Raw genomic sequence first — 11,854 nt, 5'->3', positions numbered from 1 at the left:
GTCATTTTATGAGTTTACGGCCTAGAGCAGAGTCATAGAGGTGGCGAGCTCGTCATGCTTGAACGGCTTCGTCAAGTGGGGGAAGTCGGCCGAGATGCCCTTGCCTTCCGCATAGCCGGAGATAAGCAGCACGCGTATACCCGGCCTCTTCTTTCTCGCGCGCCCCGCAAGATCAATGCCGGTCAGCCCCGGCATCAGATGATCCGTCACCAGCACGTCGATCTGCTTTTCCTCATCCAGCATTTCGAGTGCTTTTTCGCCTGAGCTCGCTTCCAAGACATCATATCCGAGTTCTCGCAGCATGTCGGCGGTGCTGGCCCGCACCAGATCCTCATCATCGACGACGAGGACCCGGCGATGATCGGACTGGCCCAGATCGGGGCGTGACGGTGACGCCGGGACGGCGCGAGGCCGATCGCTGACAGGCAGCCACAGGCTGATGCTGGTCCCGGCACCCACCTCGCTTTCGATCGCCAGTGCGCCGCCCAGTTGCGCCACAAGACCATGCACCATGGAAAGGCCGAGGCCGGTTCCGCGTCCGATCCCCTTCGTCGTGAAAAAAGGCTCGATCGCCTTTGCGATGGTATCTTCGTCCATGCCGACGCCTGTGTCTGACACCGCGAGCCGGATATAATCCGCCGCAGTCAGTCCCAGATCATTGCTGGCCGCAACCTGTTCGCGCCTCACGCGGATCGAAAGCGTGCCGCCGTCCGGCATCGCATCGCGCGCATTCACCGCCAGATTGAGCAGGGCCATCTCGATCTGGTTGCCATCGGCCTCCGCCAGCGGCGCGTCGTCGTCAATCTCGACCTGGACGTCGATGCGCGGCCCGACCGTGCTGGCGACGAGATCGGTCATGTCTCTCACCAGCTGCGCGATGTCGATCGCCACGGCCTGGAGCGGTTGGCGGCGGGCGAAGGCAAGCAGCCGTTGCACCAAAGTCTTGGCGCGGTCGGCCGACTGAAGCGCGCCCCCGATCAACCGCCTTTCTCGTTCGGTGCCGACGTCCCGGCGCATGAGCAGGTCCAGAGAGCCGATGATCGGCGTGAGCAGATTGTTGAAATCATGCGCAACGCCCCCTGTCAGCTGGCCCATGGATTCAAGTTTCTGGGCTTGCCGCAAGGCTTGCTGTGCCTGCTCCAGTTCATGGGACCGCTCGGCGACCCGTTCTTCCAGCGTCTCGTTCAGCTGACGAAGATGATCCTCGCTGGCCCGCAATGCGGCTTCCACCTGCTTACGGTGGGTAATGTCGTTGAACAGAATGGCCACGCGATACGATCCGGGCTCGCCCACCCTGAAGGCATGGACGTCGTACCAATATCCGCCCAGTGCTTCGGCCCCGTTTTCGAAACGGATGCTATTGCCGGTGGTCGCCACCTTGCCGTAGATGTCGAACCAATGCTGCTCGTGGCCGGGAACCATGGACCGCATAGTCCGGCCCACAGCATCGGCAAGGCCGGTCTGCTGGACGAAGGCAGGATTGGTCTCCACAAAGCGATAGTCGACCGGATTGTCCTGCGTGTCGAAAATCATTTCGATCACGCAAAAGCCGACCTCGATCGAATTGAACAGGGAACGGTACTTCTCAGCACCCATGTGCAATTCCTCAAGCCGCGCGCGCGCCTCATATTGGCGGCGACGCCCCCGCAGGGCCGACTGGGCGAGGCTGATGAGCGTCGTGGGATGAAAGGGTCGTTCCAGGAAAGTGACGTTCCCCAACATGTCCAGAAATCGGCGGGCGGCCGGATTGCGCTCCAGACCGCCGCCGCGCCGCGTCACCAGCACGAAGGGAAAATCAGACCATTCAGCCTGTTGGCGGAGCCAGAGCGACAACGGGTTGAGATCGGCTGTGAGCAACGCCTCTTCCGTGATCAGCGCAAAACCCGCACCTCGTTCGATGCCCTGCAACAGCATCTCGAGACCGCTGCAAATCTCCGTCAGCAGCCCCGCTTCCTTGAGCATGGAGGCGGCAATGTCCGCATCGCGGCCATGGGGAGCTACAATGAGAGCTCGCTCGGAAAGGTGCGGTATCACTCCTATTCGTTTTCCAGCAACTTGGGCGTTTCGCCGATGAAAGTAGGCACGCCGCGCAACACCCCCTGGAAACCGACGAGCGGTTCGCCCAGGCGGATGCCAAAGCTGCCGATGCGATATTCACGGATCGTGTCTTCATGCGCGCCCGTGCGCTTCTTGATAATGGAAATGGCGCGGCGGACGCGCCCCAATGCTTCAAAATAGCGCAGCAGCACCACCGTATCGGCCAAATAGGTGACGTCAACAGGCGCCTTCATGTCGCCCACCAACCCGTGCTGCGCTACGGTAAGAAAGGTGGTCGCGCCTTGCCGGTTCAGATATTGCAGCAATTCGTGCATGTGCAGGATTAACGCCTTTTCCTCCGGCATGGCCGCCTGATAGCCGTTCAGGCTATCTACGATGATCGTGCGGACACCGTGAGTTTCGACGCATTGCCGCACACGCTGCGAGAATTCTCCGGGTGAGAGCTCGGACGCATCGACCTGCTCGACGAACAAATGACCCTGGTCGGTCATCGCCTTCATGTCGATGCCAAGGCCTTTTGCCCGGTCGAAGAGAAGGTCGATTTCTTCGTCGAAGATGAACATCGCCGCCCGCTCGCCGCGCGCGACCGCGGCGGCGACGAAAGTAAGGGTGAGCAGCGATTTGCCCGTGCCCGCCGGCCCGAGCACCAGGACGCTCGATCCGCGCTCCACGCCGCCCCCGAGCAAGGCGTCGAGTTCGGCGGAGTCACTTGTCAGGACGTCCCGCGCGAAGCTCGTTTTGTGTTCAGCCGATACAAGGCGGGGAAACATTCGCACGCCGCCCGTCTCAATGACGAAATCATGATAACCGCCCCGGAAAGGGCGCCCGCGATATTTGATGATCCGGGCCCGCCGGCGCTCCGGGCCATATTCCGGTGCCAACTCCTCCAGCCGGATCACGCCATGTGCCACGCTGTGGACAGTCTTGTTGGCCACCTCTGCGGTGAGGTCATCGAGCATCAGCACAGTCGCTTTCTGCGTCGCGAAAAAATGCTTGAGCGCCAGTATCTGCCGACGATAACGCAGCGAGCTCTGCGCCAGCAAGCGGATTTCCGAAAGGCTGTCCAGCACGACCCGATCGGGTCTCACCCGCTCGAACGCATCGAAAATGCGCCGCGTAGTTTCCCCCAGTTCGAGGTCGGAGGAATAGAGCAGGCTCTGCTGCTGTTGCTCGTCTAGCAGGCTTTCCGGCGGGACGAGTTCGAACAGATCAATCCCTTTGAGGTCCCAGCCGTGGGAATAGGCGCTTTCGCGCATTTCCTCTTCGGTTTCGGACAGGCTGATATACAGGCACCGTTCGTTACGGGCGGCGCCTTCGATCAGGAACTGGGTCGCTACCGTGGTCTTCCCTGTTCCCGGGCTCCCTTCCAGCAAGAACACCCTGCTTCTGGTCAAGCCGCCCATCAGGACCTCATCCAGGCCCGCAACACCTGTAGGAGCAGAATTCGCAGTTTCCATTGCCAGAGATTTTCCTTCATGCGCTATCAGGGTCATAGGATCATTCCGCGATTGACACCTTGATCTGGATCAGACGCTATTCTCGCAGATAATAGTGTGGGTTGGCGACTTCAGCCGTCCGCTGCCTGCGAAGCAGGTCAAGCAAGGTCGCTAGGGAACGCGCCGTCCGCTCAAGAACTGGAACAGCAGGACGATGACGGCCAGCACGAGCAGCAGGTGAATAAGGCCACCGCCAACTGGCACCACGAAAGCTCCCAGTACCCAGAGGACCAGAAGGATGAGAATGATGGTCCACAACATATCCGTCTCCCATGAGCGCAAGTGCTGCACGACTAATGGTTCGGCATCGCAATAGTTCCGCCTGAGCAACAGGGTGCCAGCGATCAACCCTTTGCGGCCTTTCAGAGGCCGATTTTCCAGCGTTTCAACCTCACGCTGTTCAGTTACCTGTTCTCGAGGTGGTGAACGCCGGCGCAAGGGAGGCATCACGGTGCATCTCATCCTGCTAACCGGCTATCGTGATCTCCTCTGGGTTGCTCAATGACCGCTATGCCGGCGGATGCGATCGCCTTCATCAGGACGTCGGCCTATCCAGGAAAGTTTACGCTGAGGTGGTGCTGAGCAGCGCTTTCAAGTCCGGCTTGGTCACCTTGCCCATGGCGTTGCGGGGCAGGCTGTCGACGAAATGGATCAACCGCGGGATTTTGTAGATGGACAATTGCCCCGCCGACCAGTCGATAATCTCTTCGGCATCCGCTTTCCGGCCCGGCCGTGGCACGACGAAGGCCACGATCTTCTCGCCCCAAGTCGCGTCCTCGACCCCGATCACCGCCACTTCCGCGACGGCGGGATGGGCCAACAGCGCTGCCTCAATCTCCAGCGCGGACAATTTATAGCCGCCCGACTTGATGATATCGATCGAGGTACGCCCCATGATCCGGTAGCTGCCTTCCTCGACCACCGCCATGTCGCCGGTGCAGAACCAGCCGTCGCGGAAGCTCTTCACCGTGGCCTCCGCATTGTCCCAATATTCCAGGAAGACATTGGGTCCCTTGATGCGGATTTCGCCCGGCTGTCCCGCTTCGGTGATGGGTTGCTCATCCTCACCATAGAGACGTACCTCGACGCCCGGCAGGGGCTGGCCGACATGCCCCGCCCGCCGCTCGCCAAGATAGGGATTGGACAGGGCCATGCCGATCTCGGTCATGCCGTACCGTTCGAGCAGGATCTGGCCGGTGCGCGCCTGCCATTGCTCGAACAAGGGAACCGGGCAGGCTGCGGAACCGGACACATTGAGGCGCATGGCGGCAAAGCCGTCGCAGACCCTTTTCGCCTCAGCCCCTTCCAGCCTTTCGAGATGGTCGAGCAGCTTCACATAGATGGTTGGCACCGCCATGAAGACCGAATAGTCGCCCGCCGCGACATTGTTGCAGATGGCCGCTGCGTCGAACCGGGGGAAGAGATGCACCGTCGCGCCCGCCCATAGGGCGCAGCTCAGCACGTTGATGATGCCATGGACATGATGCAGCGGCAGGAACAGGGGGATGCGGTCGCTGTCCGACCAGCCCCAGGCTTCCAGCAGCACGGTGATTTGCGCCCGGATATTGCCATGGGTCGTCACCACGCCTTTGGGCTTGCTGGTGGTGCCGCTGGTGAAGACCATCATCGCACGCCGGCTGTCGGCGATGTCCGGCAGAACGCCTGCCGCATCGGCCATAAGCTCGTCCGGCTGCAACAGACGGATGCCCAGTTGCGCGCACAATGCGCCCAGCATGGCGTGATGCTTGGCCTGGGCGACCAGTCGGGTCACCCGCGCGCAGCGCAGATAATGATCCAGTTCGGCGATGGTCGCGCCGACATTCAGGGGAACGGCGATCCCGCCCGCGCGCCAGACGCCGTGCATCACCGCGACATAGTCCGGGCTGGCGGGCAGGAAGAAGGCGATCCGCTCTTCGGCCAGATCCTCCATGCCGTCCAGCAATCCGGTGGCAAGGCGGTCCGCAAGGCCGCTGAGCGCTCCATAGGTGACGCGGCGCTCGCCATCGATCAAGGCGATCCGGTCGTTGTCCCCCTGCAAAAGCGGGAAGCGGTCTGTCGGCATGATCCCCTCGTTTCGAATGCAATATGCAAACCGCCTCTCTCATAGAGGCGCACGACCCGCGCGGCAATGACAGGGACCGGATCAAGCCAATCTGGCTGTTGTCTGGGCAATGGCGAGACGCTCTATCTTCTCCCTGACCGGGGTGGGAATGGTGCAGGAGGGAAGGGGGAGGGGGTCGATGCCAATTTGGGAATGATTATGTGTGATCCGAGTGATTTGACATATTATCCTGGTGGCGAAGCGACGTCGCTGCCGCCCGACTTGCCCTGCTCGATCCGACACGACCGCGCAGGCAGCGCAGAGTCGCTGTCCGCATGGAGACGAAGAAACCGCCAGGCTGCCGGAGCCGCGATTGCTGCCATTTACAATCCCAGGCACAGATATTTGATTTCGAGATAGTCCTCGATCCCATATTTCGATCCTTCCCGACCCAGACCGGAGGCTTTGACGCCGCCAAAGGGTGCGACCTCGGTCGAGATCAGGCCCGTATTGACGCCGACAATACCGGCTTCGATCGCTTCGGCCACCCGCCAGACCCGGCCCAGATCGCGCGCATAAAAATAGGCGGCGAGCCCGAATTCGGTCGCGTTGGCAAGGCGGATGGCGTCGGCATCGCTGTCGAAACATATGACCGGCGCGAGCGGACCAAAGGTTTCCTCACGCGTGACGAGCATGTCGGGGGTGACGTCGCGCAAGACAGTGGGGGTGAAGAAACGTCCGCCAAGGGGGTGGGGGACACCCCCTTCGAGCACCGTCGCGCCACGCGCGGTCGCATCGGCAATATGCTGCTGGACTTTGGCCAGCGCGGCATCGTCGATCATCGGGCCAATGGTCGTCCCGTCCGCAGCGCCGTTGCCGACGACCAGCTTCCGGGTTGCCGCGACCAGCTTTTCGACAAACAGGTCATATATACCCGATTGGACATAGATCCGGTTGGCGCACACGCAGGTCTGCCCGGCGTTACGGAATTTGGAAACGATGGCACCTTCGACCGCGGCATCGAGATCGGCATCGTCGAACACGATGAAGGGAGCATTGCCGCCAAGCTCCAGGCTCAATTTCTTGATGCCGGGAGCCGATTGGGCCATCAGCTTGGCGCCGACGCGGGTAGACCCGGTGAAACTGATCTTGCGCACCGCCGGATTTTCAGTGATTTCCGCGCCGATCTCCGTCGCGCTACCGGTGACGATGTTGAGCAGCCCCTTGGGCAGACCAGCCTGTTCGGCCAATATGCCCAGCGCCAACGCACTGAACGGCGTCTGCGCGGCGGGCTTTACAACGACGCCGCAGCCGGCTGCCAGAGCGGGCGCGATCTTGCGCGTGATCATCGCCGACGGGAAATTCCAGGGCGTGATGGCCGCCACGACGCCCACCGGCTGCTTTAGGACCATGATGCGCCGGTCGGCTGCGTGCGACGGGATGACATCGCCATAGACGCGCTTTGCTTCCTCACCGAACCATTCGAGGAAGGAAGCGGCATAGGCGATCTCTCCCCGCGCTTCGGCGAGCGGCTTGCCCTGTTCCTCCGTGAGGAGCCGGGCAAGCGGCTCCTGATGTTCCATCATCAGTTCGAAAAAGCGGCGGAGGATGGCGGCCCGTTCCTTCGCGGTACGGGCTGCCCAGTCAGGCATCGCCTGCTGGGCAGCGGCGATGGCGCGGGCGGTGGCCTCCCGACCGAACTGAGGCACCTTGCCGATTATGGCGCCGGTGGCGGGATTGTCGACCTCAATCCAGTCCTCACCGGTTACCCATTCGCCCCCGATCAGGCAGGCTTCGCGTTTCAGTTCCATCGGGTCGCTCCCATCAAAGGCCGAGTTGCGGCACGTTATGCGTACCATAAGCCCGTGCGACATTTTTAGTTTCCATACAGAAATCGAAACTCCAGTCGCCGCCGTCGCGACCGATGCCGCTTGCCTTCATCCCGCAGAAGGGTGTGGGGAGATGCCGTCCATTCTCGCTGTTGACCCAGGCGATCGGCCGTGCGTCGGGCAAGGCGCAGCCGCGCTGTCCCTCTGTCCGACCAAGTCTATATCTGCGTTGGTAGGAGCGCACGATTTCCGTCCGCTTAATCGCCGTTGGCATCGACCATGAATATAATGGTTTTGCCTCGCGACGCCGGATCCCATCCTGCGGACAATGCTGCCCGCACGCCTCGCGAAGCAATCGCGTCGTTGATATGCAAACGTCCTTTCGGCAATCCTTTCAACAGGCGCTTTGGCGCTGGAAATTCCAGCACTGCTTGACGCGGCATGTCTTGCTGACGCAGGGAAACCGTCATTCCCTTCCAGCCATCGGAAGATGACAACTGAGGTTCGCTGAGGAGTTCCCACTCATATTTGAAACCGTCGATCTCGACAGTGCCGCTGCGGCCGGGTGTATGAAGCATGACAAGCCTTTAGCATGCCAGTGGCCGCACTCCACCCCTATCTCGCGCGCGTCGCCTGATCCTCGGCCAGTTCCTTGAGGCGCGGGGCTAACGCAGCCTGATTGCCTGTGCAGGCGGCGTCCCTTAAAGCCCGGCAATTCCCTCTCCGAGAGAAGGGATGTGGGTTTATCCTAATCTCCCAGCCAGCCGGATATGATCTCGCCCTTATGCCCTTCGGGCGCCAGAACCGCGCGCAAAGCTTCCAGCAGGGGTGGCAGTGCCTGGGTGAAAGCGTAGGGCGGATTGACGATATAGAGGCCCGCGCCGTTATAGATGCCGGGTTGCTCGCTATCGTATAGCCAATGCTCCACCACCAGCAATTTCGGGATGCCAAGCTTGCGTAGCCGCGCCTTCCACTGCCGATGCGTGGCCCGGTCTTTCAGCGGATACCAGATCACCGTCACGCCATGCGCCCATTTGCGGTGAGCGGCGGCGAGCGTGGCGGTGATGCGGGTGCGTTCGTCCGGCTGCTCGTAGGGCGGGTCGACCACCACCACGCCGCGCGCGGTGCGGGGCGGCAACAGAGCCAGCCACAGTTCGTAGGCATCGCGTTCATGCACGGCCGCGCTGGTGTCCCGCATCACGCCGCGCAGGGTGTAAGCATCTTTCGGATGCTTTTCGTTGAGGATCAGGAAATCCTGCGGGCGCAAAAGCTGCGCCAGAAACCGCGGCGAGCCGGGGTAAAGCTGCGGTTCGTCACCCACATTCACCGCCTGCACGGCGGCGCGATAGTCGTCCAGCAAGGGGTCATGGTCGGCAAAGGCCCGCAGCACGCCCTGCGTCGCCTCGCCCGTGCGTTGAGCTTCGTCGCCGCCAAGGTCGTACAGCCCGCAGCCGGCATGGGTGTCGATCAGGGTCAGAGCGCCCTGCTTATGCTGCAAGGCCCGCACCAAGGCGATCAGTAGGCTGTGTTTCACGACGTCGGCGCTGTTGCCAGCATGGAAGGAATGGCGATAATTCATTGTGGTTCAAAATCCTGACGGTCGGCCTTTAGACGAACCGCTGGACCTTGTGCAAAGCGAAGTTATGCCCACGCCGATATTCCTGGGCGCGGAGGCCGGCCCTTTGCGGCCATTCAGAGGGCGAGTTTCGATACTCCGGTCCGGAAAGGCAGCTTTTTCCAGTCTGACCGGTTTGGAATAGGATGTTGTCGCCCTCATCCGTTCCGCGACGGCGCCACCGGAATGACCTTGCAGTCAAGCTGCGGCAATGCTCCTTTGTGACGCGCGAGGCGGAATGACATGGGGCCTTCGCTGTGGCCAAGCGTCTCCAGCCATCGCACCCCGGGCAAGTTCGGATTGATCCCGGACAGGGCGAGCCGTACGCGGCCATCCTTGCCGGGCGGGTTTTGAAAGCTGCTGGCGAAGACAGTATTGCCGAACCGCCATTCGAAGGATTCCATCCAGAAATTCATCGGGACGATGGTCCAATAGGCGTCTTTCGGGGGCGTGAACTCGATCAGCAACGCTTCTTCCGGTTTGAGCCGCCAATAAGCCGAAAGGTAGCGATGCCCGGCTGGCGTGTAGATGTCGCCGCTATCGTCGAAGCTGGCGAACCTGTTCAGCTTTCCCTCCCGGTCGCGCGTCACCCATTTCGCCCAAGTCCGCACATTCCAGAGGGCGAAGTCTGCGGCCTGCTCGATTGCCTTGCTCATATGATCGGCCGTGAGCGGCTGGAGCACGGGATTGCCGCTCGTCCGCCGGATGGCGAGCGGACGCGGCCGGTCCTTCCATGGATCGCGCAGATAGCGTCGCACCAGCAGAGAACTCGCATCGTCCGCCATCCGCAGCAGGTTCCGGCCTTCGGCCGTTTTGCTCAGGCGAACAGTAAAATCGCCGTTCCGGTCAGTGACCAGATCCTCGTCGGTGAGGCTGGCGATCAGGCGACGCTGGGCGGAACCCGTGTTGAGCGCGCCGGAATAGAGCGTGAATTCGATCAACGCGGTTTCGCGCATATTCCCGGTGATTTCATAATCATAATCGCCCGAAACCGTGGCCTTGTCGTACAGCTGCCCCGGACTGTCGCCCGCCAATTTGCGCACGCCGTCGCGCGAGGGCTGGAAAAAGGCCGGAAAGGCGGGGTCCCCGAACTGAATATGGACATCGATGCCGATCGAGAGATAGCGCATGAACAGGCGATAGCCTTCCGCGCGATCAATCTCCGTACCCGGTGCGTTCAGCGAAGCGAACTCCGCCGAAAAGCGGCGCGCGGTATCCGCCAAACGCCCCATCGCAAGGTCCAGCCCGTCCGCCTGTCCGGCAAGGCCAACCGTGCCGTCGCCTGTCGGCTGAGCGACTGCGGCAAATGTCCCCAGCGCGGCCAGTGTCAAAGCCCCGGTGCCGGCGAAAAAATTCCGCCGGTCAAGCAGCGGGCGATCCTTCTCCATGCATTCCTCTCCTTTTACACAAGACCCCCGACGGCTTACGCCCCTATTCCGAGAGCCTGCGCGCATAGTTTCTCGCACGCTCGGCGCGCTGGGCGTCGCGCTGGGCGGGCGTGACGAAAAGCGTTCCGGCCGGCAGTTCCCGTTTCAGTTGGTCGAGCGCGACGACCTTCGATCCCCGCACGGCGTCTTCGGGCCTGGCGGCGGCGGGCAGCGCTTGCCAGCGCACAGCGAACATGCCGGCGGCATGATCCTCCGGGTCCAGCCAGTTGTAAACGCCAGGGTCCTTTTTCGAGATCACGAAGCTATAGCTGCCGTCCGCATTGGGTTTGGCCTGCGTGTGGTTGAGGCTGCTTGTGCGATCCACATAGTCATAAGCCACGCCCCAGGGATCCGTCAGCTGAAATCCCATCGACGCCGCGCCCAACGGACTGAGGGTAATGATCCAAGCCTGATCGTCTGCCAGGGCGAAATGCCCGCCACTGGAAAAACCGCGTCCGCCCGGACGCGCGCGTGGGGCGTCAATCTGATTGGCGGGCTTGGTGAAGACATAGTGATTGTCGTAGGCCAGCCAATAGGGCGCGATCCGGGAGAGGAAGTCAACGGCGCGCCGCGCGATCGGGTCTTCGGATGGGGGAGGCCCAGCGGCAGGGCCGCCGACGCGCCGAACATCCAGTGCGATGGAATTTTGCGTTGCCCAATCGGTGAGCAACTGGCGTATCGACATGTGGAAGCTGCCCTGCGGCGGCATCTGCATATGGTTGGACCGGCCATTGGCGGGATCGCTGTCAATGGTGATGATGAAGGAACCGTCCGGTGCGAATATAATCTGGTCGCTTCTGAGCGTCGCGAGCTGCTTGCCGCCCTCCGCCGCCATCGCGCCGGTGCCCGGCACGGAGTCGCGCAGTTCCAGATGCAGTTCGATCGGTCCCGGTTGTCTTACCTTGCCGTGGATTTCATACCGCGCGCCGCCCTCCAGACGGACAGGGCGATAGATATTGTCCGGGTTGTCGATGCCATAGCCCGAGCGCGGTACCGTCAGGCCAAACCATGTATGCGGCGCATTGACCGACCAGAAGGCATAGGGCCGGCTCACATCCTCGGCGATCGCCATATAGATCGCCGCCATGGTGATCGAATGCGCCGCCCGCTGAATGGTGGCCTTGCCCGTGGCCGTGGCCCCTTGCGGGTCTACGGCGTAGAGCGCCTCGACGCGCTTCAGTTCATTTTGCACCTGCGCGGTTTCCAGCACGCGCAGAGCCATCGCTTCGCGTTCGATCTGCGTCGGCGTGCCCAGCGTGGTTGCATTCTGCCTGACCGCTGCCGCCGATGGCGCAGACATGATCCCCGCCAAGGCCAAGGTCATTCCGCCCAGGGCCATTTTCCAAGTCGCGCTGGTCGATCGAACCCTCATCGGCCCATCTCCACGC

General features: G+C 61.9%; 10 protein-coding genes. All 10 read right to left on the bottom strand.

Translation table 11 applies throughout. The features are described 5' to 3' along the window. Window positions 1–21: 21 nt before the first annotated feature. Complete coding sequence (locus tag F7P65_RS20440) at window positions 22–2,034, bottom strand: hybrid sensor histidine kinase/response regulator (protein WP_150295154.1); 2,013 nt, start codon at window positions 2,032–2,034, stop codon at window positions 22–24. Window positions 2,035–2,036: 2 nt separating this feature from the next. Beyond that, window positions 2,037–3,515, bottom strand: a complete 1,479-nt coding sequence (locus F7P65_RS20435) for an ATPase domain-containing protein (RefSeq protein ID WP_150295152.1) — start codon at window positions 3,513–3,515, stop codon at window positions 2,037–2,039. A 150-nt stretch (window positions 3,516–3,665) separates the two neighbouring features. Continuing rightward, complete coding sequence (locus F7P65_RS20430; protein ID WP_150295158.1) at window positions 3,666–3,815, bottom strand: lmo0937 family membrane protein; 150 nt, start codon at window positions 3,813–3,815, stop codon at window positions 3,666–3,668. A gap of 301 nt (window positions 3,816–4,116) precedes the next feature. Further along, a complete protein-coding gene (locus F7P65_RS20425; protein WP_150295150.1) occupies window positions 4,117–5,616 on the bottom strand; it encodes an acyl-CoA synthetase in 1,500 nt (499 codons plus the stop codon). A gap of 362 nt (window positions 5,617–5,978) precedes the next feature. Next, window positions 5,979–7,406 carry an NAD-dependent succinate-semialdehyde dehydrogenase gene (locus F7P65_RS20420; protein ID WP_150295148.1) on the bottom strand — a complete coding sequence of 476 codons (1,428 nt, stop codon included), beginning with the start codon at window positions 7,404–7,406 and terminating at the stop codon, window positions 5,979–5,981. Between the two features lie 13 nt (window positions 7,407–7,419). Next, window positions 7,420–7,608: an aldehyde dehydrogenase family protein gene (locus tag F7P65_RS20415; protein WP_240334418.1), complete on the bottom strand. Its 189-nt coding sequence runs from the start codon at window positions 7,606–7,608 to the stop codon at window positions 7,420–7,422. 73 nt (window positions 7,609–7,681) lie between these two features. Continuing rightward, complete coding sequence (locus F7P65_RS20410; RefSeq protein WP_150295144.1) at window positions 7,682–8,002, bottom strand: hypothetical protein; 321 nt, start codon at window positions 8,000–8,002, stop codon at window positions 7,682–7,684. A gap of 170 nt (window positions 8,003–8,172) precedes the next feature. Beyond that, window positions 8,173–9,003, bottom strand: coding sequence for a 23S rRNA (adenine(2030)-N(6))-methyltransferase RlmJ (locus F7P65_RS20405; RefSeq protein ID WP_150295142.1), 831 nt, complete (start codon window positions 9,001–9,003; stop codon window positions 8,173–8,175). Window positions 9,004–9,197: 194 nt separating this feature from the next. Then, window positions 9,198–10,427, bottom strand: coding sequence for a DUF1214 domain-containing protein (locus tag F7P65_RS20400; protein WP_162854733.1), 1,230 nt, complete (start codon window positions 10,425–10,427; stop codon window positions 9,198–9,200). Window positions 10,428–10,470: 43 nt separating this feature from the next. After that, window positions 10,471–11,766 carry a DUF1214 domain-containing protein gene (locus F7P65_RS20395; RefSeq protein WP_162854732.1) on the bottom strand — a complete coding sequence of 432 codons (1,296 nt, stop codon included), beginning with the start codon at window positions 11,764–11,766 and terminating at the stop codon, window positions 10,471–10,473. Window positions 11,767–11,854 lie beyond the last annotated feature (88 nt).

The sequence above is a fragment of the Sphingobium estronivorans genome, assembly GCF_008692605.1.
Classification (GTDB): domain Bacteria; phylum Pseudomonadota; class Alphaproteobacteria; order Sphingomonadales; family Sphingomonadaceae; genus Sphingobium; species Sphingobium estronivorans.
This window is presented reverse-complemented; position numbering and strand designations above follow the sequence as displayed.

Bases quoted from the DNA above. Each gene is read 5' to 3' on its own strand.
- F7P65_RS20410 (WP_150295144.1), bottom strand. From the start codon at position 8,002: ATGCTTCATACACCCGGCCGCAGCGGCACTGTCGAGATCGACGGTTTC.
- F7P65_RS20395 (WP_162854732.1), bottom strand. From the start codon at position 11,766: ATGTCTGCGCCATCGGCGGCAGCGGTCAGGCAGAATGCAACCACGCTG.
- F7P65_RS20435 (WP_150295152.1), bottom strand. From the start codon at position 3,515: ATGGAAACTGCGAATTCTGCTCCTACAGGTGTTGCGGGCCTGGATGAG.
- F7P65_RS20420 (WP_150295148.1), bottom strand. From the start codon at position 7,406: ATGGAACTGAAACGCGAAGCCTGCCTGATCGGGGGCGAATGGGTAACC.
- F7P65_RS20430 (WP_150295158.1), bottom strand. From the start codon at position 3,815: ATGTTGTGGACCATCATTCTCATCCTTCTGGTCCTCTGGGTACTGGGA.
- F7P65_RS20425 (WP_150295150.1), bottom strand. From the start codon at position 5,616: ATGCCGACAGACCGCTTCCCGCTTTTGCAGGGGGACAACGACCGGATC.
- F7P65_RS20400 (WP_162854733.1), bottom strand. From the start codon at position 10,427: ATGGAGAAGGATCGCCCGCTGCTTGACCGGCGGAATTTTTTCGCCGGC.
- F7P65_RS20405 (WP_150295142.1), bottom strand. From the start codon at position 9,003: ATGAATTATCGCCATTCCTTCCATGCTGGCAACAGCGCCGACGTCGTG.